This is a genomic window from Paenibacillus koleovorans NBRC 103111, assembly GCF_004000845.1.
In the GTDB taxonomy this organism is placed as follows: domain Bacteria; phylum Bacillota; class Bacilli; order Paenibacillales; family NBRC-103111; genus Paenibacillus_AA; species Paenibacillus_AA koleovorans.
Map to the genome: position 1 here is coordinate 13,661 of NZ_BIMA01000034.1, position 25,380 is coordinate 39,040.

Sequence of the window (25,380 nt, forward strand, 5' to 3'; positions counted from 1 at the left end):
TTTTCTGCTAAACTATGGGATTTTTATCGAGCTTTTTGAACGTCCCCTCTGGGCAGCAGCATCGTCAGCCCCACCATAATCACACCTAGCACCGCACAAACCCAAGCCATGCTGTGCAGGTTCGGAGTTGTGATCTGTTTGCCGAACAAGGCGGCGAGCAAGCTGGAGGACAGTATAGTCCCGATAAACCGCGAAGTCATGAACAGCCCCGAGGCGATGCCGGTTTCTTCCTTCTTGATAAATTGGTACAGAGCTGTCTGCATGCCTAAATTGTTGAAGCCGTTGGCGATGCCGAGCACACACAGGACAAGGAAAATCGTCACCGTGCTCGCCTGGTCTCGGATAAGCAGCAGGAGCAAGCTGCCGGCTATGACTAGTAATGTGCCTACTTGGAGAGACGGCTTGGACCCGCTCCGATCGATCCACCTGCCTACAAGCGGCGTCACCAGTACGCTAAAGCCGGCGATCGACAGCATAACGAGCCCCGTCTTCTGCGGATCCATCTGTTGGACGCGCTGCAGGTAGGAGGGGATGCCGAACATAATCGAATAGAATGCGATATTCGTTAAGATGAACTGGACGTAGATGCGGGTTACCGCTTTATTTTTGCGAAGAAAATCGACATCAATGAAGGGTTTGCTCCGGCTAAGCTCGAACCGATACAGCCAGATCGACAAACCCACGCTGACGACGAGCTTCCACACGCTGAATCCGTCCGCGAGCGAGAGGAAAAATAGCAGCCACATGAAGATCGCAGCCGAGAAGAGGGCGACGCCGGTCCAGTCCATTTTGGCCTTGGTGCCTGCTGCCGGCTTGGGATCCTTCGGGAATGTTCTCCATGCCAGCGCGAAGGAACCTATAATAAAAGGAAAGTTGCACAGGAAGATCAACGGCCAATCCCCGTAGTGCAGCAGCAACCCGCCGAGGGACGGCCCGAAAGCCGCCGACGTGCTGGAAAAGACCGAGAGCAAGCCGAGCGCCCGGGCTTGTCCTGAAGTGATCTGCTCGCGGATGATCCCCATGCCGGACGGGAATACGGCGGAGCTGCCCAGCGCCTGGATCATGCGAAACCCGATCAGCCAGCCGAAGCTGGGCGACAGCGGAGCCAGGCACGACGACAGGGTGACGAGCAGCAGCCCGAACAGGAACACCTTTTTGCGGCCGAACATGTCGCTCCACTTGCCCATCAGAGGCTGCCCGATCGCACTGGCCAAGTAGTAAGTGGAGATGAGCCACGACACATCGGCGAACGTGAGCTGGAACTCCTCCTGCAGGCGCGACAAGGCGACCGAGATCATCGTCGTGTTGAGCGGGTTCAGCAGCGTGCCGAGCGCAACGGCAGTTATGAGCATCGTTTCTTTGCGTGTCATTTTGGGTCTTGGTTGAGTTAGTGCCATGCGGGATCACCTTCTTTTAGGGTAGGTGTCGCGGAAGCTTGTCGTCCACCCGTTTACGGGAATCATAGCACAGCCGGGGCGATTTCCAGAAATACTCAAGGGCTATCGCTTCATAGGAGCAGCCTATAACAAAAGAGCGAAGCCTCATCCGCCATCTGGCGTTTGCATCGCTCCTCTCGTTACTCATCTCCATCAATTGTACCGTCGCTCCGGGGAATTCATAGAGCCAATTTTCGAATAGTCGACTAGGCCGCTTCCCTCCCAATAAAAAAACCGCATGTCTCAACTCACATACGGCTTGCTGCTTGGATAGTCATAACGCTCGAACGCACTCGGCTTCCTGGACGGGGAGCGAAGAGTGCTCAGCTTCTTGACAAAGAAGTTGCCGCTCTCATAGGTGAGCATCTCGCTGCGGTTCAAGTTGCTCATCAGCCAATCGACGTATTCGACGGTCGTGCCGATCAGGCTGCCGATCTCCGCATTGCTCAGCTTTTTCATCAAATATCGGTCGCTGTCGCAGTTGTTTAGGTCTCCACCGTACGAGTAGGGAAGACGAATCAGCACATAGCGGAAAGTCCCGGATTTTCCAAACGTGATCAAGTCTCTGGACGGGTGCGGTTGAACATCTATCTCGTTAAGAGAGAAAGCTGCTTGCATGGGGGAACACTCCTTCGATTATGGGATGGTCTTGTCCGTACGATCTTGCTGATGACTTCATTGTACCGGAAACATGTTAGGTTACTTTTAAAATCAAATATGAATTTTCCAGGATGCTTTCGACAACCTCCGACACGATTCCAGCTAAACCCGCAGCATCTTCCTCACAATCTCTTAACGATTCCCTTGCAAATTCCCATACGCTCACACAAAGCCTGAACATCCAGCAAAAAGGCCGCCGATTCTCCGGTATAGTATAGATATCGGGAAATATAGTGAAAAAAAAGCCGCCGATGTTAGTCGGCAGCTTCGGGTTTCACCGTCACCTGTACGGTGGTCTTCTTGTTGGCGAACGTGACGGTGATGCGCGCGGTACCTTTACCGGTGGCTTTGATGAGGCCGTCCTTCACATCGGCAACCATGATGTTCGAGGAGGTCCACAAGGCGGGCAGCGTCACGTTCTCGTCTACGCCGTCGGAGTAGGTGGCGATCGCTTCGACTTTGGCGGTTTTCCCTTCCTGCAGCGTAAGCTTCACCACGTCGGTCTTCAAATATTTCAGCGAGTCGATCTCTACCGGCACCGAGACGGACTTGCCGCCAAACGTTGCCGTAATGGTCGTTTTGCCGGAGCCTGTAGCCGTGAACAGCCCGCCCGAGATTGTGCCGAGCTTGTAGGACGACACTTTCCAGATCGCCTCATCGCTGACCTCTCTCACCGAACCATCCGCCAAAGTGGCGCTCAATCGAATCTGCACCTGCTCGCCGCTCTTCATGACGATGTACGTTTTGTCGGCGGCAAGGGATTGCACCACACCGATTTCCACTAAAATCGTGACACTCTTCCCCCCGTAGGAGGCGGTGATCGTAGCTTTGCCGCGCGAAACCGGCGTCACTACGCCTTTCGTCACCATGGCGATCGCGCTGTTGCTTGTTTTCCACTCGGCTTCCTTCGTCACATCTTGAATTGCGCCGCTGGCATTGGCCGCGGTCAATTGGATAGCCCGAGTGTCATACAAGTCGAACACGAGATGTTGGCTGCTGGCTGTAAGCTCATCGGCCCGATCCACCTGAACCGGAATCGTCACCGTTTTGTTGTCGAATTGAGCGCTGAGCGTCGTATCGCCCGGCCCTACCGCTTTTACTTTCCCGCCATCCACCGACGCCACTTTACTATTGGCGCTCGTCCAGATGACCTCCATCGTTACGTCTTTCTCCGTCTCGTCCATATACAAAGCTTCGGCTTGCAGCGTGACGGCATCGCCTTTGCGCAGATCCAGCTTGTCCTTGCTAACGGTCAAGCTTTTCAAGACGCCGACCGACACTTGAATGACGGCCGTCCGAGTACCGAACTCTGCCTTGATCGTAGCGGCGCCTGTAGAAATCCCCGTAATGCTCCCTTCTCGCACATCGGCAATGTCTCCATTACTGCTTGTCCACTCCGCCTTCGCAGTAATATCCGATTTCCGCCCGTCTTTGAATTGCGCTTCCAGGGTCACTTTAGAAGAATCGCCGATTTGCAAGTTTACAATCTTTTTGCCAGCTTTGATAATAGCCGGAACATCCACTTCGACCCGAGTGGTCGTTTTCTTGCCGCCATACTCTGCGGTCACGGTGGCGACACCTGCTTTATAGGAGGTCACTTTTCCCTTATGGACAAGGGCAATGTCCTCATGATCCACACGCCATACGGCATCCCCGCCGACATTCCCGCTAGTGCCGTCGGCATAATAAGCGGACAGCACCAACTGCTGCACCTGCCCGGTCTGCAGCGAGAGCAGGTCGGAGCTGACGACCAACCGACGCGGAACTTCTACGTCCACTGAAGCTTGTACGGTTTTGGCACCATACTTGGCCGTAATAACGGCTTCCCCAATCGCAGTCGCGTGCAGCCGGCCTTTGCTCACCTCAACGATATTGGTGTCGCTGGACGTCCATTCCGCACGATCCGATATATCCTCGGTCTCCCCGTTCGTATAAGTAGCGGTCAGCTTTAGCTCGCCGGATGTATTTCTCTTCATCAGCAGACCAGGCTTGTCCAATTCCAGCTTCAAGGTGCTGTCGACATCGACAAGTACCGTGGTCGACTTCGTCCCGTAAGAGCCCGTCAAGGTCGCTGTCCCAACCCCATAGCCGGTCACGAAGCCCTTGATCGCATCCGCAACTTGGGCATTGTCAGTCGTCCACTCGATCAACTCCGAAACATCTGCAACGGTGCCGTCCGGATAGGTAGCCCATACTTTGATCGGCGCCGTCCCGTTCTTAAACAAAGACACTTTCGACTGTTCGGTATCGATCCGGCGGACCACTTCTACATCAATGTCCAACGTCAATGTTTGGTTCATATATTTGACGGTCACCCTCGTACTGCCGGGACGTTGTCCCTTGACGAGTCCATTCGTAACCGTAACGATCGAGCTGCTGGCCGCCGTGTAATCGGCCTTTTTGGTGACATCCTCGGTCGTGCCGTCATCGTAATAGGCTGTGATCGTGACCTGCTCGGAGGCATTCAAGCGCAAATCCATAGAGCTTTTATCGATCGTAAGTGATTTGATTTTTTTACTGACATCGACATTCACGACAACCATCTTACCCATATACGTAGCGGTCAGCACGGCCTTGCCTTCTCGCTTGGCGGTCACTACCCCCGCATAGACGGAAGCGATCTCGGAATTGCTGGAATTCCAATCGGTCTTGATCGTGGCGTTCTCCGTAGCTCCGCTGAGATAAACAGCCGTTGCCGTCAGGCTCGCCGTTTCGCCTACTTGCAGCGCGAGCTCGTTTTTGTTCAAAATCAGCTTGGAAATTTCATCGGCCGCCTGGGCGGTTCCCGGAGTGATAGAGGGACTGGCAACTAGCGCGAAGATCAACACCATCATAAGAAGTCGAAAGCGATTCATCGGATTATTCGTTCATCCTTCCCGTATCCACCATTTTTTTCCGAGCCGCAGATCATTATATAATGGTTCCGATTTCCTGCATAATACGCAGTTCAGATGAGTGGTATCTCAAATTCTAATATCCTCGCTTCAACTGCAACAACTATACTAGGATTTGCGTTATCTTGTATGATACAGACTGATGCTGGCCATCACGGAGGTCCAAATGGATATTCAGATGCTCAAGATGTTTTATACGACGGCGCAGGAAGGCAGTATCTCCAAAGCCGCCAACAAGCTGAACTTCGCCCAATCCAATGTTACGCAGAAAATCAAGCAGCTCGAAGCCGATTTGCAGACGACGTTGTTCTACCGGCATAATCGCGGAATCATGCTTACTCCATCCGGACAAATTCTAGTAGCGTATGCCAAACAAATCATGCATGTGATGCAAGAAGCCAGAGCGGCGGTCAGCGACTCCGCCGTTCCTACCGGGGCGCTTCACATCGGATCCTTGGAAACGACCGCCGCGGTACGATTGCCTTTCCTCCTAACGAAATATCATGCCGATTACCCTCAGGTCGACCTCACTTTAGCCACGGGTCCCACCGAGAAACATATTCAAGCCGTCCTTGATTATGAGCTGCATGGAGCTTTCGTATCCGGTCCGGTCATTCACCCCGATCTGATCCAGGAAAATGTCATCGACGAGGAATTCGTGCTCCTGACACCCGTCTCCCATCCACCCATTACTACTATTAAAGAGGTTCAATTGCGCACCCTGCTCTTGTTTCCAAGCGGCTGCACGTATCGTTCCAAAATCCTGCAATTGATCGACGAAGAAAAGGTTGTTCCTAATAAAGTCATGCAATTCGAATCGATCGAAACGATTATCGGCTGTGTAAGCGCGGGACTTGGCTTCTCCCTGATGCCGCGATCGTTCGTCAAAGACTCGGTGCAGCAAGGCCGAATTCGCGGTCATGAGCTGCCAGGCAAAAACGCCAAGGTCACCACCTTGTTCATCCGGCGCCGGGATGCGCTGATTACGCCCGCGCTGTCCGCTTTTATTACGGAGATGCGCGCTCATTTCAAATAAAAAAACCGCGGCTCGCGCGGTTCATCCCATGTACAGCCTATTTCCCGTCACTACCCCCGACACCAAGTCCCTGCAAAATGCGGCTTTTTTTCCCTAGCTGAGCAAATTAATGATGATAGAAGCGAGATAACCCAGCAGCGGACCAAAGACTGCAAATCCAAAAATGAGAGCCAAGATTTTGCCCGGAGTCGATAGCCCCTTTGGTTCGCTGAGCGCTTCCAGCTTCTGCTGAATTTTCTTAAGCTCCTCAAGAATTTCCCGGTTGGTGACCTCTTGCATGATACTTGTCCTCCTCCTTATGGGTTCGGGTTCACTTTATCGAATGTATACCGGATGAACAGTAAAGTCTCCTCCAGCTCACGCTCGGTGATGGTCTCGTCTTGTGCCGATAAGGAGTGGGCGATCAGATGTGCCCAAGGCTGGCCGAGTTCGCGTCGAGCCCATTCCACAGCTGCGGGTTTGGAGGTTACGTCCCCCGTGAGAAGCGAGTACAGCATTCGGCACAGCGTCTGGATCACGAACACTTGCCACTTGCGGACGGACACCCATTCCAGCCAAGTCGGGTCGAGGCGGGCGTCTTCCAGCCACATTCCTGCGATAGCTTTTACAGCAGGTATCATTTCTCCAGGGTCTACTTGGCTAATAAAAGATCTCGGGTCCGCGCCCCATACCACCAATCCCTTCTCCCTCAACGTGTAGGTCTGAAACACCCATCCGTCTTCCAACGCATGTCTGAACAGCTCCGTCCCGTGCTCCAGCGTGGGGTACAGAGATGTCTGGGGATGGTCCGGGCTGAAAGCAGCTTTTGTGACGTAGACCGCGTCTATTCTATTTGCCAAAGGTGAAGGGCCACGGGAAAATTCGGCATGCATCGCGCTCAGGCTGGCGAAGTCGGCGTCGTTTATCTCCTGGTGCGTCACAGCCACAATATCCACATCGCTGCCGGATGGGTCGAAATCCCCCAGTGCCAGCGAGCCGATCGCGTACAGGCCCACCAAGTTCCCAGCCAAGCTGGACTGAATATTCCTCAGGAAATAATCCAGCGCTTCGTCTGCATCGGGATAGCCGGTTGGATTGACATTTGGGTTGTGGCAATTGCTGTGGCTGCTGCTGAGTTGGCGGTTCATCGTCGATCCCCCTTGTGATAAAAATCCAATTGCAGGTAGAATTGGATGTAGGAGATGCTGCTGCAGGAGAACCTGCAAGAGAACATATAGGAATCGGCAGCCCAAGGAGGTCTACGCTATATGCAAAATCAAACGGTGCTCGTCACGGGAGCCAACTCCGGCATGGGCTTGGCCACGACGATCGCGCTGGCGCGTCGTGGCGCCCATGTCGTCATGCTGTGCCGCAGCCAACAGCGAGGAAACGCGGCTCTAGCCGAAGCCCGCGCGCAGAGCGGCACGGACCGGATCGAGCTGATGCTCTGCGATCTGGGATCGCTAGCTAGCATTCGCGCGTTCGCGGCCGCTTTTCTGGCCAAGCACTCGACCTTGGATGTGCTGGTGAACAATGCCGGCGTCGTTACCGTCAAGCGGCAGACGACCACGGACGGCTTCGAAGCAATGCTCGGCGTGAATCATCTCGGCCACTTCCTGTTGACGCAGCTGCTGCTCGACGCCATCCTCCGGTCGCCTAACGGGCGGATCGTCAATGTATCGTCCGGCGCGCACAAGATCGGGCGCTTCGACTTCGACAACCCTTTCCTGGTGAAAGGGTACAGCCCTTGGAGAGGCTATTCGCAATCGAAGATCGCGAATATTTGGTTCACGCGGGAGCTGGCCCGCCGGCTGGCCTTGGAGGGGGGCTCGGCGACCGTCAACGCCCTGCATCCCGGCGCGGTCGGCACGAACATCGGCGTCAACCGCGACACCGGCTTCGGCAAAACAGTGCTGCGGCTGCTGCGGCCCTTTTTTCTCACACCGGAGCAGGGGGCCGACACGGCGATCTACCTGGCCACAAGCCCGGACGTGCGCGGCGTGAGCGGGGAGTATTTCTATCAGCGCCTCGTCGCGCCGATCTCTGAGCTCGCGCAGGACGATGCGTTGGCACGCCGGTTTTGGGACTGGAGCGCGAGCCAGGTCGGGCTATAGGCGATTAAGGCTTATGACTCAATGTCGCGCAGAAACGCTTCTACTTCCTGCGGCTTCCGAAATAGGATCACGCGATGCGTGGACCGGGCGTTCTCGAGCTTGTCCAGCAGCAGCGGACGGCTCCGCTTCCTGAAGCTCCATACCCACTTGAGGAACGCCCAGTCCAACCTTTCCGGGCAGCCTTGCGCCATATCGGAACGGACCTGCTTTCGGTAAAGATAGACTCGCTTGAGGACGCGATACAAGCAAAGCCATCTGGGGAAATCAAACATAATAACCGTATCGGCTCGCTTCAGTCGCTGCTCGAACGTGGACGTATAGTTCCCATCGAGGAGCCATTCGTCCCGTTCCAGCAGTTGAGCAAGGGTGCCTCTCCATTCCGCCGGCTCTGACGCAACCCAACCCGGCTTCCAATACAGCGAGTCCAGGTGGATGACAGGAAGCCCGGTCATCTCCCCAAGTCGCTTCGCCAACGTCGATTTGCCGGAGCCCGGGCAGCCTACTAGGATGACGCGTTTCATATAGGGAGCGTCACTCTCCTTTTTTGGACGGGGATAAAATAAGCCTTCTCGAGATGTTGGGATTGCACGGTTAAAGGACATTACAGAACTCTTGAGAGGGACCTTTGCCGTCTTTTCTTCTCATTTCCATATAACGATCGCCCGTATAGTCCTTGACTACCTTTCTCCAGAAATCCTGCGCCGGCGTATTCCAATCAAACTCGCTCACCCTCCCTAGTCACCTAGCTCAGTAAAGCTTCCCTCATACTCGCCCAGCTGTACCCGATCTCCGGTAAGGTCCCCCCACCGATCTCAATCTCTCTAGCTTCAACTTTTTGTGCACCGAGCGACTCGTAGAAGAAACGGGAAGGATTCTCCGCCAGCACCCAAACCAACATCGACCGCATCCCTAACCAATCAAGCTCTCGTGCAACAGACAGAAGCAACTGCTTGCCGAGCCCTAGTCTTTGGTACTGCTCAAGAAGGTACAACGTATACAGTTCTCCTTGATCCATCGCTGTACTCCGCCGTTCCTTACCTCCGCTCGCATAACCAATGACCTCTCCAGCAACATTTTCAGCGACGAAGACGATGTCTATTCCAATAATAAAAATACGATTCCAGTTCTCTTCCCTCTGCTCATACGTCAACCCGTCCAGTACATGGTCCGGCAATATTCCACGATACGCTGAACGCCATGTATCAACCGCTACTTTCGCTATGCCTCGTGAATCTGATGGGAGTGCTTTCCTAATATTCATATCGCCCCGTCATCCTCCCTCTTCCACTTCATTTAAACGAGATTGTTGACGCCGCTGTGTTTGCTGTGCTTCTGGGGGAGGCAGGAACTCGACGAAATCGAGCTTCTCGTACAGCTTGACCAAACTTATTCGATTCCTACTTTTCCTCGGTGAATGCTGCCTTTCCGTTTCCTCAGAAGCCTATTCAAGGCTAGCCCCACCAGGTACCAGAAGCCGATCGCCAACATAACCGTAACGGGCCTGAAATTGTAATTCACGATATCGTCGTAGCCCAGCAACCCTTTGATAAAAAACTCGACATTGCTGATCAGATTCGCTTGCACTTGGTTGGGTCCTTCTCCCAGACCTTGGTTGACACTTCGGTCGACTAGCACGGCCACCAGAGTCAGTAACGCTTGGATACCCGGCAAAATCATTTGTAGCTTCAAGTATGGTCGCATTTAGTTGTCCCCAGTCCCTCGCAGGTGTGTGTGATGTGTGCGTGAGCCGCTACCTAGCTCTCCCGATGAGCAGCGTGTGAAAGTTGACCACCCTCAGGCCTTGAGAGGTAGCATGCCGATGGAAGATCTCCTCCACCTCCTGCAAACATGCCTCCCATACGATTTTCTTCAATGATTCCTTCTGGCCCAAACATTTCTTGTTGAGCACATCCTCCGGCCTTGACAAATACTCCACTTCTTCAAAGAGGCGCACATCCACTTTCTCAAGCCGGCTGTCGACTAGTTGTTGCTCTGACTGGGCTTTGCGGCTGGATCCAATCCGGATGACGCGTGGGGTCGAACAACATGTTAGGCATGGCAGGCTCCTTTGAAAGTTGGCATCCTTACTCAGTTGATACGGTTTATAGGTGAAAGCGTTGCTTGATTAGTTGGGCTGTCTCTGCCGGGGTACTATTTGTCGTTTCGATTCGAATGTAAGTTTCTCGTTTTATCTCGCCAGGGAAGGAATTTAAGCGATGAGTTTCCATAGTCCGGAGTAAGTCTTGCTCAGAGCGTTCTACATTGCGTTTACTGGCCTTATGCTGCAATCGATGAGGCGATTTGTTACGCACTAACCTTTCCTCCAGCCCCGCTTCCAATTCTACAAAAATAACCTCATGTCCCTTCGACGCAAAAGTATGGCTAAGCTGTTCGACAAACTCCCAATCGCCAGCCAAATCAAATCCCCAAACAAACGTAAACATAAATCCAGGTTGGTTGCTTTTCGACATTTGCTCAAAGATTTCCCTACTGCTTGGGGACCGAAGATGAGTATGAATTTCATAGATTCACCTTTCTGGGAGTACTCATCCAACATCCTTCTTGAAAAAATAGTGGCTGGCGCCTTCCGGCGCATTCTCGAGAACCGCATACTGTACATACCCGTTTTTCAGATAAAAGGCCGGAGCCTGAAAACTGAACGTATTCAGCTTGATGAATGTGCAGCCCTTCTCTTTTGCCAACCGTTCAATCTCTTGCAACAGCTGCGTCCCGATCCCCGAGTGCCGAAAGGCAGCATCCACCCAAAGAATGTTCACCTCTATCCAATTCCAGCTTAATACCGCAAGCAGTCCGCCTAGAATCTCCCCGTTTTCGTCTTTGACGGTTAGATTGATTTCTTCATACCTGGACTTCAAGTGCTCCGGCGTGTGCTGCGCGTTGAATTCAATCAGCTTGCGCCTTACAAAGTTTTTCTCCTGCTCATCCGCGTTGCCAATAGGATACCTCATCCTATCACGTCCTTCCTGCATGGTTAGTTTGCGTCACCGAGATAGCGTAATGTCGTAGCCGGTTCAGTGAGCATGGAAGCTAGAGTTCGAGGATACACTTGGATGGCATGGAGCTGGCTGAGCTCGACCCATTCCACGCCTACTTGAAAGCTATCCGGATTCGTTATGTTCTGAAAAGCCGGCTCTTCCGCCGTTAAAGTGCAGCTGAAATAAAACTCAACCTGGTGCACAGCGGAATCCCAGTCGGCGAATTGATGGTTTTTGCCAATGTACTCCCGCACGCATAGAAGCTCATGTACTTCGACCTGCTCCCCGATTTCTTCCAGACACTCTCGTTTAACCGCATCGCTCAATTGTTCACCAGGCTCTTGCCCGCCGCCGGGGAACAAATAGAAGAAGTATCCTTGGTCGTCTTGGTTCTTGGTAAGCAGTACTTGATCGTTGCGAATGATAACGGCTTTGGCCGAATTTCGAATCGGTTTCATTTTGCGGCCCTCCTGTTTTTCCGTTTTCGGCTTATGATCGACTGGTAACATCGCGTTATTTCTCGAAAATTTGAACCACGGCAGCTTTGCCGCCCGAGACTTTAACCTCCGCCACGGCGCCGTTAATAAAGGTAATTTGCGGCGGAACATGGCCGCAGTCGATATCATAGACGATCGGAACGCCAAGCTCATCCTCCAGCTCGCGGTACAGGTCAATTGCTGCGTAGCCGTCAATGGGCTTGTTCGCCTCGCTTCGGCCGAAGAGGATCCCGCTGCAGTTGCCGAACCACCCGGCAAGCCTCATTTGGACAAGCGAACGCCGGAGGTCGGCCACGTTCAGTTCACAGTTTTCCAAGTACCAGAGGATCGGCTCGTCATGGATAAAATGGTGCTGAAAAGCTTGTACATCGCCATAAGGCGTCCCGATTAAATGTCGGATCACATCTACACATCCGCCAAGCAGGCGTCCTCGTACTGTAACATCGGCTCCCGAAACCGTCAGCCATGCTGTAGGCTCCGTCAGATGGAACACACATGGCGAAGGATGCTCGTGATCCCATTGTTTCTGATACCGATTCGATGACACTTGTGGGACGGATGCGCCTTCCCGAGTCGATAAAACCGTTTCCCACATCGCAGTCGTTTCGTCCGAGTATGTGCCTCGCGTATCGATCAAATTGGTCCCATGTGCCGTCGCAATTCCCGTAACCAGAGTAACAGCCAGCAACAGGACGCTCATATCGGAGTATCCCAGAATCCATTTGGGTTGCATTTGAGAGTAATCTATCTGGTCTATTAGCTCGATCAACAACTCTCCGCCCCACGGAGGGAAAATTAAACCGATTCGCTCATCCTGGAGAAAAGCTTGCAGCTCCGCCGCTCTCACCGACGCGTGGGCCGATTTGGCTTTATGCTGTGTCCAGACAGTTTCCCCGCAAATTACCGGATACCCTTTCTCTTCCAAACGTCGTACGGCTTCGTTGACCAACGGATGCAGCGACTCTTGTACTCCCGATGAGGGTGCGGTTACCCCAACGGTCGTGCCTCGCTGCAAGATAGGATAGCGGATCATTTTTTATGCATCTCCTTTGAGTACCCCTCATTTCGTGAGCATAGCCATTATTGATCGGGCACTTGAAAATCACGAACCTCGGATGAGGCGTCCATGGCCCCTCTGTACCGAATCGTCCACGAATCCGTTATTTCATCATAGCTCACATCCTTGATAACCAAATACTGCAGACTGGCTATACCCTCATTTAAAAGAGCTTTTCGGATTACTTCATCCTGCGCCAGGTCCGCCTTATCGGGTTTGGAAGTTTGGATAACGGTAACCTTGGCGGCTTTTCCTTGGCCTGGATAGGAGGTTGCAATCTCGTTCCCGGCAAACCAGACTTGGACCTGTTGTCCGACCTTTATTTTCGAAGGCACGCTGGATACCCAGACTGCCTCGTAGTACTCGGGGTTGGATGGATTGATGCTTCGGCTGCCTGGGTTAATCACTAGAGCTCGGTGACCCTCGATTTTAGTGACGTATCCGGTAAAAGCGTTTGAACTTGTTTGATCGCTGCAAGCAATTAGCAACAACAGCGCCCCGCACAATAGGACCAACCCAACTTGCCTCACATAACCGCCTACCATTGCAATTGCCCGATTCTCATTTTGGCGATGTAAACGATCTGTCCCGTGTGGCCGGGCAAATGTCGGAACTGATGGAGCAGAATCTCCAGGACGGTAGCCTGGTTGTCCACTCCGCTGTTCGTAAGAGGCGGTAAGTGCAAGTAAGGTTGCCTTAGCAACAATCCCGGATTGGCTTTAGCCTGCTCCAGCACCTCAATAATCCGGTCAAAAGACCGAGCAACCAGATCCAGCGCCTGCTCTCGTGTCAGCACCAGTCCAGGCTCGAATTCCTTCTCGCGGTCTCTCGTATCCGGAATGTCAAGAAGGACGGCTTCAATTCGCTGATGAACCGTCCCCCCAATATGCGCCACCAAGTTGGCGATGCTGTTGCTCTCGGGCGTCGGCGCCCACACGATATCCGCGTCCGTCAGTTGCCCGATGACTTGGAGCGTCCCTTGCTTCTCCGACCTATACTTTTTCAAGAGAAAATCTATCAGCACCGACGTCGTCTCCAATGTGTGTCCTGCTTCCTGCTCCTTTTGCACGAGAACCGCCTCCGCTCCATAATAAATGCACCATTTACCATTTCTATACAGGGTGTTCGTTTCCCTTTTCGATCGGCGCGGGCTGGGATACTTTTTAGCTACTCCTACAATACCCTACGGCTATGAGAGAAAAACGAGAAAGTTAGATTGTAAGTAAATAATCCGGCTTGCACACGACATTCTCGAGCTCCGTGGCGCCAGCACTCCTGCTCCTTAATCCGAAAAAATCGGACTACCGCGCACCTCACCGCCCGGAAATGATTTGTAGTCCGAATTGGTCGAATTGGAGCGACGTTTTCTAGAGGGCGTGTGCGGAATCGGCACCGCAAATGGGAAAACTCGGACTAGAGCGCGCAGAAGATCGCTGAACGGTCCTTGAGCTGTGGCATTCGGTTTGGCGCATGCGGAGGGCAGGCATCGGGTTCCGATCGCTCTTGAAATTCTGTGCCTTGGATGGGTGGAGGTAGAATGGCGGCACCAGATTTCAGGCGACTGCTTCGCTTCTCCACTCCAGCCAGCCTCCCTCTTCAGTCCTGCTTCCGGGCTCAGCGTTACTTTCGGAATTCGGTCGATTTTGAGCGGACACAGCGGACCTTATTTCGTCCCAACAAGGCCCCAACCCCTTGATTGCGGACACAGGTGCCGCCTCGCGGCATCGGTGTCTGTAGTCCGACTTTTTCGGACTGCATGGCGTGAGCGATACGTGATAGACGTCGTAGTCCGAATTCACCCACTTGTAGAGCCATTTCCACGCACCCCCTCCCGAAAATACCGCTCCAATTCGGCAAATTCGGACTGCAGAGCTTTTGTCGACGGGGACGCGATCTGTAGTCCGATTTTTTCGGACTGCGGAGCTTACGGAGCATCGGAGCTTACGGAGCTTACGGAGCAAGGTTACTTGGAGGTCGGCGGCTATTTTCTGCTTGTACAGTCCCTCTCGGCACTATCCCCAGGTTTCAGAACGACTCTCTCATGCCCGGCCAGTAACTTGGCTTCTTCGAAAATACTCGTAAGCTACTCTGCACAGCCGCCCCATCTTTAGCATCCATGATGCCGCCTCGTAGCATCGATGTCTGTAGGCCGAATTTGCCGAATTTTGAGCGACTTTTTCCAGACGGGGTGTGCGAACCCGGCTCCGCAATTCCCCCTTATGCTTTAGTTCTGTAAAGGATTTAAACTTTCTTTTCTGTTGAAAAAAGCTGTTCGACTTTAGTCGAGACAGCTTCAGTTAGGATTAAGTTGACATTCCAAAGGTAGAAATCTCATAGAACGCCGTCGGATATTGATTGTACAATAAAGTCTCCTTGAGCTTCACAAATCCTTGCTTCTCATAGAAAGCGCACAATTGTGACCGGTCAGAGGCACAGTCCAATCTTAGAGCGTATTTGCCTCGCAAAGCGGCCTGCTCGATGGCCCATGCTACCATGCCGGCTGCAACACCGGTCCCTGAATAGGATCTACGTACAGCAAGCTTGTGCAGGTACAAAGATGGTTGCGAATCATCCGGCCAATAAGATGGTTTTTGCTCGGGAAGGATCATAGCGGCAACGGCTTGCTGACCGATGAAACCCAAACACATATCCGCTGACCGATAGCGATTCAGAAGCCCGTGGACCGAATACTGGGATTCGGTCCACATCGGTTGGCCCTTTTCCATCAGCCACAAGGACGCTTCTTCCAGAATAATTGAGACTTGCGTGTGCTCCTCTTCATGGATGTGCCGCACAACAAGCTTTTCCGCCGGCTCCCTCATCCGTCCTGCCTCATGTAAACATCGCTCAATTGGCCCACCTGGTAGTACGGGTACTCCAGCTTCTTCTGCACCTGCAGCGCAAAATCGACATTCGTCAGCCACTCCACCGTGTACAAACCCAAATCAATGGATGCGGTCACGCCACCTCCGGTGATGATGTTCCCGTCCCGCACCACGCGGGCTTTGATCACTTCGGCGCAGTATGGGGTCAGCAGCTCGTAAGCCGAGGAGTTGGTCGTCGCTCGTTTCCCCTCTAGGAACCCGGCCGCACCAAGCAGCAGAGCTCCCGTACAAACTGAAACCTTATAAGGCACCGCTTCCGCCGTCCGGATCCAATCCAGAAACGTCTCGTCATACTGAAGCTTTCGCGTCGCCATGCCACCAGGGAGAAACACCAGATCGAACTCCCTGAGATCCGGCCGCACCTTGTGCGCCTTGAACGTCAAACGACGGTCATCGGTCACTTCCGGCTTGTCGGCGCAGAAGGTCCAGGACACATTTTCTTTTGCCTTCAGAATACCTAGCCAGGTGATCGCCTCATAAAATCCCATAAAATCCATACTGGTCATGCCGTCGAACAACACAATCGCCATTTTCATAGCCTACACCTTCCCGCTCCTCGATTGGAAAAACAAAAAAAGCATTCAATCCAAAGGATCAAATACTTTGCCCAGGCGTACGGCTATAGACATATGCGCTCCCTCGTGGTACTCCACGTTTCCGCCAGTCGCGCATACCGACTGCTACCTCTATTGTAGCTGGAAAATGGAAATCGTTGCAAGTGTTTTGTCAGCACCAGGGAGTTGGCAGGTCGCTAGCTTGACTCGCTCGACACGAAGATCATGCTCGATCGCCGTGGCGCAAGCAGCCCTGCTACCTAGTCCGAAAAAGTCGGACTACCGCACACCTCTCCTCCCGGAAATGCTACGGAGTCCGAATTGGCCGAATTGGAGCGATGCATTCTGGAGGGGGTGTACGGAAACGGCTCCGCAAGAGGGAACAATCGGACTAGAGAACGCTTTCTCCCTTGCTCCTGCCACGCAGTCAGGAAAAATCGGACTAGAGCGCATAGGCCTGCTCATGCGTTCATCACTAGCGCAAAACCTGACCGCTTTCCCGGATTCCCGAGAACAGCTCCACATCACCCTTCGTCTGCTCCCTGTATCTGCCCGGTGTCACGCTCTCGTATTTCTTGAATACCCGGATCAGGGCCGCATCGCTAGCATAGCCTACAGAGTCCGCGATCTGGCTAAGCGTCAGCCCATCGGCATCCTCCTGGAGCAGACGCTTCGTTTGCTCCACCCTGACACGGGCCATATAATCGGCCAGATTTTGCCCCTTCCATTTTTTGAACAGATGCGACGTGTACTGGGGGGTGAGGCGAAACGCCTCTGCGATGGAATTCAGACTCAGGGCATGGTCCCCATAATGACTATCTATATACCGGGCCATCTCGTCCGCCACCTTGCTCCCGGGCTCCTGCTGCGCCTCGCTCACGGCTGTGCAGATTAAGCGGTAGATCGCCTTCATCTCCTCGTGCATGTCCAACAGAGTCTGGCATTCCTGCACCTGTTTCACCGGGTCGAATGTCGAGCTTTGTCCCTCAATTGCGATACGTCCGGACAGGTCGTTCCAAATTTTGAGCAATGTACCTAGCATGTTGAAGTACAGACACTTGCCCAACTCCAACGAGATGCTTCGAGATTGGAAGTTCATCGTATGGATATGGTCCAACAGCCGGTCTGCCGTGGCGAAATCGCCGGTTTTGATCGCGTTCATGAGCTGTAGCTCCACCTCGATCGGATAAAAATACCGCGGGTCGGCGGACATAATATCCGCGTACCGGATCATGCAGCCATTGCCAGTCACGATCCGATACTCAAGCGCCAACATCGCTTGCCCGTAGCAAGTCCCCAGCTCCTGCAAGCCCTCCCGAGCCTCGCTCACTCCGATGCTGCTGTAGATGCCATATTGCTCTTCGATCACCGATCGGGCCTGTCCGATCGCCGTCTCAAGCAGCTCCATCGCATCCGGGACGGCAGCAAGATTGACAAGCAATGCCAGGCGATTGCGATCCAGCTCAAGCGCATAGGCTGTATGATGACGGTTCACAAGATCCAGACTGACCTCAAGCAGAATCCCCCGCGCGATCGCCCAACGGTGCTCAGGCTCCATCTCGGTGAAGGTAGAGCTGTCGTCCGCCTCCATTACGACTACTGCATATCGGTCCGTTTCGAATCGTATTCCGCTTACCGCCAAAGCCTCCGCCGTCAAGGAACCCGGTTCCACCAAGCCCTTGATCAGCCGGTTCAACAAATTCGCCTGAATAGCAGGGGTCTGTCGGCTCAGGGCAGACTTCAGCTGCTGCTCCATGTCCCAGGACTTCAGCATCGTCTCCTCGATCAGCCGGTATTCGCCCCTGTACTCTCCTCGCTTGAGATTATGTGTGTTCTGGATGTAGCGGACCAGCTTGCGCACCGGCTTGTAGAAGAGCTTGGCAAACATATAAGCCCCAATCACCCCGAAGAACAGACAGAAGAACAGCAGGGACAAGGCCCAGATTTGCACCTTGTTCAGCTTGCTCATGAACACCGACTTCGGCACCAGCGAGTAATACACCCATCCGCTTTCAGTCGATTCGACCGAAGACATCATCCACTCTTCGCCGTTCAGCGAATAGACGGAATCGCCTCCGGCGTTCTGCATCTCCCGCAGCTTATGGACACCGCTCCCCGCTAATTGCCGGCGTAGCTCCTCAGAGGAGGTCGTCAGCATCGTGCCGTTCCGATCCGTAATCAGGAATTGGCCTTTGCTTGAGGTAAGGAGATGCTCAATTAAGCTGAGAATCTGCTTCTCCTGGATCAGGAACACCAACGCCCCCAGGGAAGGCTCGCCTGCATCAGAGGGAAAGGGCAGAATATAGGTTAGGACCCGCTCAGCTCGTGCGCCGGCATTCGACCGCAATTCTGCGGCCTGTAAAAATCCCGGTTCGGGTACATCACCTGAAATCGCTTTCAGCCAAGCCGATTGTTCGAGATTCTGGTAGGCATAGTAATTCGCATAGAAGGACGTGGGATCGGTTTTCGTATACGGCGTCAATATGGCTCCTTGTTGACGAAAGTACATGTAGTAGTCATAAAGCAGCTCGTTTTTGACCGTCGGCTGAACCATCAAATTCATAATCTCTGTGTACTGCTCGTACGTCGGCACCCATTCTTCGATCGATCCATTGCGCTCGAGCATCTGCCGAAGCTTCGGATGATAAGACAATTGGGCCGCCATCTGCTCCACCTCCCGCAACCGGCTGTCTAGCAGATGATTGATTTGGAACAGCATCGACTGGTTAGACCGGACGGCGTCCCCCTTGATGATGGAGTACATGCTCTGGTACAGCGCTGTATGAATGAATACTGGAAACAACAACACCAAGGTGAACGCCAGGAATAAAGCGAGAAACAAATTCATCCTTCTGTACATTGTCGTCTGACCCCCTTAACAATCGGCACCACTCCCTTGATCGTGCTGCTGCTCCAAAGCTCCGAATCATACACGTTCGCCCTTGGCAATCGCAGTCTGAATCTCGAAGGTTCCTCCAGGACCTACGGTATATAGCAGCAAGTCGGCGGAAGCTCCTGGAAGCAGCGTGCCCGTGCCCTCCTCGGACAAGCCGAGCACAGCAGCCGGCCGCTCCGAAGCCATCCTTATCGCTTCTCCCAATGTGCAAATACCGTACCGGGCCACATTCTCCACGCAGCGGTTCAACGGGGTAGCCGCCCCCGAGAAAATGAGGGGATTGTCGGCCATGACCAGACGCCCGTCCGCCGCTAAGATCACCTCATGACGATGGCGCTTCAAGTACCTTCCCGGCGGTAGCCCCGCGAAATGATTCATGTCGCTGACGAGAATGGCCTTCTCCGCCTTCGCTCGGATCATGGCCTTCAACGTTGAAGGCGGCAGGTGATGGCCGTCTCCGATCAGCCCGGCCCACAGCCCGTCGTTCGCCAGCTGCGACCAGATGTAATTGGGATGCCGCGGGAGGAGCGGATGCGCGCCGTTCCCGAGATGCGTGGACATCGTCGCTCCGGCGGCCACCGCCTGCCGGAGCTCATCCTCCGTCGCCGCCGTATGCCCAATCGCCGCTACGACGCCATGCTGAACGAGCAGCCGGATGAAATCCAGCGCTCCGGCCCGCTCCGGCGCTAGAGTCAGCATGCGGATCCTGCCGCCCGCGAGCTTCTGCCAATGCTCGAACTCGGTCCATACAGGATCGCGCACCGCCTCTCGGGTATGGGCTCCCCGAGGACCGTCCTCCTCCGAGATGTATGGCCCTTCTACATGTATGCCCAGCACGGCATGCCGGACTTCGGGGTACATCTCGCATGCTTCGGCAATTGTGCGGATGCACATCGCCATATCATCTGGCGGTGCCGTAACCACCGTCGGACAGAACCGGATGACGCCAAGGGCTTGCAGATGCCTTACAGCTAGGAGCACTTGCTCCGGGTTGGTCTCAACCTCATTGAAATCAATCCCCTGGACCCCATTCACCTGAAGATCGATCAGACCAGGTGCGATCCAGAGCTCCGGAGCAACAGCCTCGAGATCAACTGAAGAACCTCCAACTGCACTTGCCCGTACATCGGCTTGTTTTTCATGAAGCTCCTCTACTGCGGTTAGAACCCCTTCTTCAGCTGTGACCTTAATTAGGCGCCCACTGATATAGTGGCGTCCCGTCCATGACTGTCGCTCATGCGTTCCCAACGGTTCCAGCTCCTTCTATGAGATACCTGCACCTGCTGCGCCAAGCTCCGGCCAATCAAACGCCTGGAGCATCCCGGGCAAGAGCAGGCAATACACATCCCGCGCCTCGTAGTAGCGAGGAGCGATCAAAGACATCAGGCTGGGCAAGGGCTCCTGCCACTCCAGCCGCGACACCCGATTATCCAGCGCGGCAGCCAACCGCGCATACAAGCCGTGGCGGCCATGGCCGTACAAGCGGATATCCCCGCTGTCGATGAGCGGCAAGTGTGACGGCAGCTCCAGCGCCCGCAGCACATCGTACACACGCAGCGCCGCCAGACTGTCGCCCAGCCAGAACAGATCGATCGTCAGCTTGTGGATCGCCTCGAAGGTTGCCAGCGGATCCTCGCGATGAAACGGCGGCGGTGTCAAGGCACCGGCCCCGCTGACGTCCAACACTATTACGCTGCGCCCCTCCGCACAGGTTCGTCGGATCCAATCCCAGTGGGGTTGGAGACAGTGCGTCCCCCCGGCCCAGACAGCTATCGTGACCGGCAAGCGTTCCTCCCGTCGGCGGACATCCCGGAAGACCAGCCCGTAATTGAACATAGCCGGCTGAGATCGCCACAGAGCGCTGTAGACACTTAACTCCTCTACATGGGTGTTCAGCATGTACAATCTCGGGTGAAGCGGTCCGGATTGCCGATCCTTGAAGACGGCATGTCGCAAGTACTCTTCAGCCATCCTTCCCGCTTCCGCCCCAATCCTCTCATGCCGGTAAGCCTGCAATGCCGCAGCCTCTAAGTAGAGGATATCATGTATCGTGCTTCTGCGCTCATCCAAGGACGGAGCAGTCAAGAGACGCCCTTCCGGTGTACACCACAGCTCGGACGGTGCCAGCACTTCGACTTCTGGCTCATACCCCTCCAGACGCACCCCCCTGAGATGCTCCGCAAAAAATACAGCCGCCTTTACAGCCATCCGCTGCGTATAGGCATGGACCGACTCGTCGATAAAGAGACATAGCCGCTCCTTTGCTCCGTATGCCTCCCAGAACCGCCTCACCCGGTCCACCGTAGCGAGCGTCCCCTCGATCGGGAAGAAGTCGTAGGCAGCGGCGAGAACCAGTACCGGCTTCGGTGCGACGGCGAGCAGCAGATCCTCGTGATCCAGCCCGAGCGCCGAGAAGCCAGGCCAGATCTGCTCCGCATCCTGTGACCGGTCCGCGTATAGAAAAGCTCTCCGGCTCATGACGAAGGTTGCTGGAGCAGCAGCGGCGACGCGGGAATCGCTCATCATCATCATCGCCGTCTGCATGCCGCCGCCCGAATTGCCGGTCACTCCGATCCTGGACGGATCGACCTCCGGCCTTGCCGACAAATAGTCCATCGCGCGCATCGCGTCCGTCACGAAGTACCGGGCCAAGCTCCCTCCAAGCGGAAAGCATAAGGCTCCGGCATACTCATGCTCCCAAACGCCAGGCCCGATCACGGAGCCCTCTGTCCCCAGCTCGTCATACTGCAGCCGCTCTCCCTGTCCTAACGGATCGATCGCCAGCACCACTAGACCGGCCTGAACCAGTATTTGGCAGACCATCTGGTATTCCGGATCGTGCTTGCCCTGATCATGATGGCCGCATAGGAACAAGACTGCGGCAGAGGGAGCGTCCTGCGTCGAGGCGTGCGGTCGATACAGATTGGAGCTTATCCATACGCCTGGCCGCGATTCGAGGAGGAGCTTCTCGATTGTATACCCTTTTCGCAGGATGGCGCCTGAATGGATTACCGGCACCTCTCCTCCGGAATGGGGCTCGAGCCCAATGCTGCGGGCGAAGCCTTCTCGAATGTACCGCTGTCGCTCCTGAATCTCCGCAATCGTTGTAATGTTGTCCCGGTCGAGGTCTCCCTGGCAGAACGCCTGCTCCGAACGAGCGTACACATGCCGCTTCAATTGTTCTCTGGCATTGAACAAGTGAAGATGCACCTTCTCAAGCGCATCGGCCTTCATCCCATTTCCTCCTGAAGCAGTTCGCCAAGACTGACCGGCCTCCGCTCGGCGATGGATATGTTGGCGGCCGCACCTACGCATAAAGACAACGCCCCTGCGCGCGATCCGGCCTGTTGGCCAAGAGGATCGTCGCTTCCCGATTGGAACAGCATACGCTGCAGAAGCGAATCGCTCCCCCCGTGTCCACCGCTTCGCTTTTTGACCGGATGCATGACGACCCCTCCTGCATGATCGTACAACGTCACCGTATTATACGGATCATCGGCCCGCGAGCCGCTGGTAAACACCTCCGCCTGCAGCCGGCCCTTCGTCCCGTGCAGCGTAGCCCGCCATCCCTCGAACGGGCTGTAGGAGAGGAGGGAATAGTTCAGTGTCGTGCGATTCTTGTACTTCACATTGAGCGACATCGTGTCGTAGATGTCGATCTCCTCGCTGAATACACACGCGTCGCGCATGTAGCCGTCCTCGCTCTCCCCCTCCTTATAGTAGGCACGCAGGATAGGGTCGCGCTCCAGATCGAGATAAAACTCGCAGTCCTCGCTATAGGCGCAGGTCGTACAGCGGATCCCGGTCTGTTGCCGAGTCGGCCCATAGAAATGCCGATCGCCATACGCGTACACTTCCTCCGGCTCCTGGTCCAGCCACCAATTGATCACATCGAAGTGATGAGTTGATTTGTGCACGAGCAGCCCTCCGCTGTGCTCCAGGCGCCGGTGCCAGCGGCGATAGTAGTCGGCCCCGTGAGACAGATCCAGGCTCCATTCGAAGTGAACGTGGGTGACCCTTCCGATCGCGCCCGACACTAGCAATTCCTTTATTCGGGTGACATACGGATTATATCGGGCGTTGAATGTGACGATCACCTGGCGTCCCGTGTCCCGCTCCGCCTTGAGGATCGCCCGGCATTTATCCGCATCTATCGTAAGCGGCTTCTCCGAGATGACATCGCAGCCGGCCTGCATCGCACGAATGATGTAGTCATGGTGCATACTGTCGATGGTCGCGACGATCACCGTATCGGGGCGCGATTCCGCAAGCATGGCGTCGAATGACGTGAACACCGGGATGCCGCCGCATTCTTCGCTCAGGCGTTGCGCACGGGTCCTATTAGGATCATACAGTCCGGTCAGACAGGCGGTATCCTTCCAGGTCTGCACGATAGGCAGGGCAAACATGTAGCGAGCTCTTGCCCCTGTACCTGCGATTGCATATCGTTTCATCGTTCCTCCGGCCGTTTACTCCTTCAGGGAGCCAATCATGACGCCCTGGACGAAGTATTTTTGTAAAAATGGGTAGACCGCCATTATCGGCAGCACGGTAATGACGATCAACGCGTACTTGAGTTGCACGGCATATAACGTTCGATCGTACGAATCCAGAACGCCCTCCACCATGATCTCCTGGTTCTGGACCAGAATCTTGATGAGATACAGCGAGAGCGGCTGCAGCGCTTTGTCCGGCAAATACATCATCGCCGGGAAAAAGCTGTTCCAATGGTTCACGGCATAAAAGAGCGTCAGGACAGCCAATATGGGCTGGGACAAAGGGAGCACGATCCGATAGAGAATGGCCAGATCGTTGGCGCCGTCCAGCTTGGCCGACTCATGCAGACTCTCCGGGATCGTCTGGAAGAACGTCCTCGCGATTATAATCAGGAACGCGCTGACCGCGCTGGGCAGCAGGATCGCCCACCGGGTATTGTATATCCCGAGCTCCTGGATCAGTATGAACGTGGGAATGATTCCGCCTCCGAAAAACATCGTGATCACGATGAACACCATGATAGGGCGGCGGAGCGAGAAGGAGCGCCTGGCGAGCGGATATGCCGCGAGCGTCGTCATGGCAACGTTCAGCGCCGTGCCGGCTGCCGTGTAGAAGACCGTGTTGTAGTACGATTTCCACACCTGCTCGTTATCGAACACTCTGGCGTACGCCTCCAGAGAGAAGCCCTTCGGGAACAGCCAGACGGACTGTTCCACGACATGAATCGGCTCGCTGAGCGACATGCTGATGATGTAGAGGAACGGATAGAGCGTGATGGCGATTACGCCCCACATGGCGGAGTAGATCGCTAGATCGGCTACTCGATCGCTCCAGGATTTACGCGTCGTATGCATCTGGCCCTCCTACCATAGCGATGTGTCAGTCAGCCGTCGGCTTATCCGGTTGACGGTGATGAGCAGAATAATATTGATCACGTTGTTGAACAAATTGACCGCAGCCGCGAAGCTGAAATCCGCGCTGACGATCCCTCTCCTGTAGACGAAGGTGCCGATGACATCTGCGGTCTCATAAGTCATGGGGCTATAGAGCAGCAGCACTTTTTCGAATCCGACATCCATCAGGTTCCCCACGTTCAAGATGAACAAGATGATTACGGTAGGCAATATGCCCGGGAGCGTAATGTACAGCATCTTGTGTCTGCGCTTCGCTCCGTCCATCTCGGCCGCTTCATACAATTGCGGGTTGATCCCTGCGATCGCCGCCAGATAGATGATGGAGCCCCAGCCGAATTGCTGCCAAATCCCGGAGGAGACGAAAAGCGTGCGGAACCAGCCCGGCTCGGTGATGAAGGAGATCGGCTGAAGCCCGAGCTTCACGAGCAGTATATTGACGACCCCGTCTATCGGATGAGTGAACGCTATGATCATGCCCGCCACAACGACGATGGAGATGAAGTGCGGGAGATAGCTGATTGTCTGCACCGCGCGTTTAAACACCCGATCTTTCAATTCATTCAGCAGCAGGGCAAAGGCGATCGGGACCGGGAAGCCCCAAAAAAGCGAATACAAGCTGATCAGCAGCGTGTTGCGAAGCAATCTGCCAAAGTAGAGCGACTGGAAAAACTGCTCGAAATGCTTGAACCCGACCCAATCGCTGCCCAAAATGCCGTCCACCGGCCGAAAGTTCTTAAAGGCGATTGTCACGCCATACATGGGAACATAGTGGAAGATCACGTAATACAGCAGGACCGGGCTTATCAGCAACAGCAGGTAGCGGTCCCGGACGAGCGCTCGTATAACCCGGCTCATGCGGCTCTGCGGCAAGAAGACGCGGCCTGTGGCACTTTCATGTTTGGTTCTCATGAGTGAGACTCCTTGCTCCTTCCACAATTCGCACGTGTGCTACGTATGAACGGCGG

The 25,380-nt window shown here is 54.6% G+C and carries 25 protein-coding genes and 1 riboswitch; of the genes, 2 read left to right on the top strand and 23 right to left on the bottom strand.

Going from position 1 to position 25,380, the window contains the following annotated elements; all coding sequences use genetic code 11:
- Positions 1-23 precede the first annotated feature (23 nt).
- The 3 genes from PKO02S_RS13365 to PKO02S_RS13375 form a co-directional block, all read right to left on the bottom strand.
- Positions 24-1,397, bottom strand: a complete 1,374-nt coding sequence (locus tag PKO02S_RS13365; RefSeq protein WP_127583546.1) for an MFS transporter — start codon at positions 1,395-1,397, stop codon at positions 24-26.
- Between the two features lie 282 nt (positions 1,398-1,679).
- Positions 1,680-2,054 (bottom strand): hypothetical protein, encoded by a 375-nt coding sequence (locus tag PKO02S_RS13370; RefSeq protein ID WP_127583548.1) that lies wholly within the window; start codon positions 2,052-2,054, stop codon positions 1,680-1,682.
- Positions 2,055-2,350: 296 nt separating this feature from the next.
- Complete coding sequence (locus tag PKO02S_RS13375; protein WP_127583550.1) at positions 2,351-4,951, bottom strand: Ig-like domain-containing protein; 2,601 nt, start codon at positions 4,949-4,951, stop codon at positions 2,351-2,353.
- Positions 4,952-5,156: 205 nt separating this feature from the next.
- Between PKO02S_RS13375 and PKO02S_RS13380 the strand changes: the two genes are divergently transcribed.
- Complete coding sequence (locus tag PKO02S_RS13380; RefSeq protein WP_127583553.1) at positions 5,157-6,026, top strand: LysR family transcriptional regulator; 870 nt, start codon at positions 5,157-5,159, stop codon at positions 6,024-6,026.
- A 93-nt stretch (positions 6,027-6,119) separates the two neighbouring features.
- Here the strand turns inward: PKO02S_RS13380 and PKO02S_RS13385 are convergent, their stop codons facing one another.
- Positions 6,120-6,305 carry a hypothetical protein gene (locus PKO02S_RS13385; protein WP_127583555.1) on the bottom strand — a complete coding sequence of 62 codons (186 nt, stop codon included), beginning with the start codon at positions 6,303-6,305 and terminating at the stop codon, positions 6,120-6,122.
- Positions 6,306-6,322: 17 nt separating this feature from the next.
- Positions 6,323-7,153, bottom strand: a complete 831-nt coding sequence (locus PKO02S_RS13390) for an aminoglycoside adenylyltransferase domain-containing protein (RefSeq protein ID WP_127583557.1) — start codon at positions 7,151-7,153, stop codon at positions 6,323-6,325.
- Positions 7,154-7,273: 120 nt separating this feature from the next.
- On the opposite strand from PKO02S_RS13390, the gene PKO02S_RS13395 reads away from it, so the two are divergent.
- Positions 7,274-8,119, top strand: coding sequence for an SDR family oxidoreductase (locus PKO02S_RS13395; protein WP_127583559.1), 846 nt, complete (start codon positions 7,274-7,276; stop codon positions 8,117-8,119).
- A gap of 11 nt (positions 8,120-8,130) precedes the next feature.
- On the opposite strand, the gene PKO02S_RS13400 is transcribed toward PKO02S_RS13395, so the two are convergent.
- The 18 genes from PKO02S_RS13400 to PKO02S_RS13480 form a co-directional block, all read right to left on the bottom strand.
- Positions 8,131-8,640, bottom strand: a complete 510-nt coding sequence (locus tag PKO02S_RS13400) for a DNA topology modulation protein (protein WP_164821436.1) — start codon at positions 8,638-8,640, stop codon at positions 8,131-8,133.
- Positions 8,641-8,710: 70 nt separating this feature from the next.
- Positions 8,711-8,848, bottom strand: coding sequence for a hypothetical protein (locus PKO02S_RS32360; RefSeq protein WP_164821437.1), 138 nt, complete (start codon positions 8,846-8,848; stop codon positions 8,711-8,713).
- Positions 8,849-8,861: 13 nt separating this feature from the next.
- Entirely contained in the window at positions 8,862-9,380 is a 519-nt protein-coding gene (locus tag PKO02S_RS13405) for a GNAT family N-acetyltransferase (protein WP_127583563.1), read from the bottom strand.
- Positions 9,381-9,505: 125 nt separating this feature from the next.
- Positions 9,506-9,820, bottom strand: coding sequence for a hypothetical protein (locus PKO02S_RS13410; RefSeq protein ID WP_127583565.1), 315 nt, complete (start codon positions 9,818-9,820; stop codon positions 9,506-9,508).
- 401 nt (positions 9,821-10,221) lie between these two features.
- On the bottom strand, positions 10,222-10,590 hold the full coding sequence (locus PKO02S_RS13415) for a hypothetical protein (RefSeq protein ID WP_246066986.1): 369 nt from the start codon (positions 10,588-10,590) through the stop codon (positions 10,222-10,224).
- A 75-nt stretch (positions 10,591-10,665) separates the two neighbouring features.
- Positions 10,666-11,088, bottom strand: a complete 423-nt coding sequence (locus PKO02S_RS13420) for a GNAT family N-acetyltransferase (RefSeq protein WP_127583567.1) — start codon at positions 11,086-11,088, stop codon at positions 10,666-10,668.
- 23 nt (positions 11,089-11,111) lie between these two features.
- Entirely contained in the window at positions 11,112-11,573 is a 462-nt protein-coding gene (locus PKO02S_RS13425) for an NUDIX domain-containing protein (RefSeq protein WP_127583569.1), read from the bottom strand.
- Positions 11,574-11,628: 55 nt separating this feature from the next.
- The gene (locus PKO02S_RS13430) at positions 11,629-12,645 is read right to left on the bottom strand and encodes a S66 family peptidase (protein ID WP_127583571.1); all 1,017 of its coding nucleotides are present in this window, start codon (positions 12,643-12,645) and stop codon (positions 11,629-11,631) included.
- Positions 12,646-12,692: 47 nt separating this feature from the next.
- Positions 12,693-13,214 (bottom strand): DUF3221 domain-containing protein, encoded by a 522-nt coding sequence (locus tag PKO02S_RS13435; RefSeq protein WP_127583574.1) that lies wholly within the window; start codon positions 13,212-13,214, stop codon positions 12,693-12,695.
- Complete coding sequence (locus tag PKO02S_RS13440) at positions 13,208-13,738, bottom strand: DinB family protein (RefSeq protein ID WP_164821439.1); 531 nt, start codon at positions 13,736-13,738, stop codon at positions 13,208-13,210. The genes PKO02S_RS13435 and PKO02S_RS13440 overlap by 7 nt, the downstream gene beginning before the upstream one ends.
- A 1,234-nt stretch (positions 13,739-14,972) precedes the next feature.
- A complete protein-coding gene (locus tag PKO02S_RS13445) occupies positions 14,973-15,491 on the bottom strand; it encodes a GNAT family N-acetyltransferase (RefSeq protein ID WP_127583578.1) in 519 nt (172 codons plus the stop codon).
- Positions 15,488-16,090, bottom strand: a complete 603-nt coding sequence (locus PKO02S_RS13450; protein ID WP_127583580.1) for a DJ-1/PfpI family protein — start codon at positions 16,088-16,090, stop codon at positions 15,488-15,490. The genes PKO02S_RS13445 and PKO02S_RS13450 overlap by 4 nt, the downstream gene beginning before the upstream one ends.
- Before the next feature lie 62 nt (positions 16,091-16,152).
- A riboswitch (ZMP/ZTP riboswitch) is annotated at positions 16,153-16,232 on the bottom strand.
- A gap of 351 nt (positions 16,233-16,583) precedes the next feature.
- The gene (locus PKO02S_RS13455; RefSeq protein WP_127583582.1) at positions 16,584-18,968 is read right to left on the bottom strand and encodes a helix-turn-helix domain-containing protein; all 2,385 of its coding nucleotides are present in this window, start codon (positions 18,966-18,968) and stop codon (positions 16,584-16,586) included.
- A 66-nt stretch (positions 18,969-19,034) separates the two neighbouring features.
- Positions 19,035-20,252, bottom strand: coding sequence for an N-acetylglucosamine-6-phosphate deacetylase (locus tag PKO02S_RS13460; RefSeq protein ID WP_164821440.1), 1,218 nt, complete (start codon positions 20,250-20,252; stop codon positions 19,035-19,037).
- A 15-nt stretch (positions 20,253-20,267) separates the two neighbouring features.
- Entirely contained in the window at positions 20,268-22,238 is a 1,971-nt protein-coding gene (locus PKO02S_RS13465; RefSeq protein WP_164821441.1) for an alpha/beta hydrolase family protein, read from the bottom strand.
- The gene (locus PKO02S_RS13470) at positions 22,235-23,458 is read right to left on the bottom strand and encodes a Gfo/Idh/MocA family oxidoreductase (protein WP_127583588.1); all 1,224 of its coding nucleotides are present in this window, start codon (positions 23,456-23,458) and stop codon (positions 22,235-22,237) included. Before PKO02S_RS13470 ends, PKO02S_RS13465 begins: the two co-directional genes overlap by 4 nt.
- 15 nt (positions 23,459-23,473) lie before the next feature.
- Positions 23,474-24,355 (bottom strand): carbohydrate ABC transporter permease, encoded by an 882-nt coding sequence (locus PKO02S_RS13475; protein WP_127583590.1) that lies wholly within the window; start codon positions 24,353-24,355, stop codon positions 23,474-23,476.
- 9 nt (positions 24,356-24,364) lie between these two features.
- Complete coding sequence (locus tag PKO02S_RS13480; protein WP_127583592.1) at positions 24,365-25,324, bottom strand: ABC transporter permease; 960 nt, start codon at positions 25,322-25,324, stop codon at positions 24,365-24,367.
- Between the last annotated feature and the right edge of the window lie 56 nt (positions 25,325-25,380).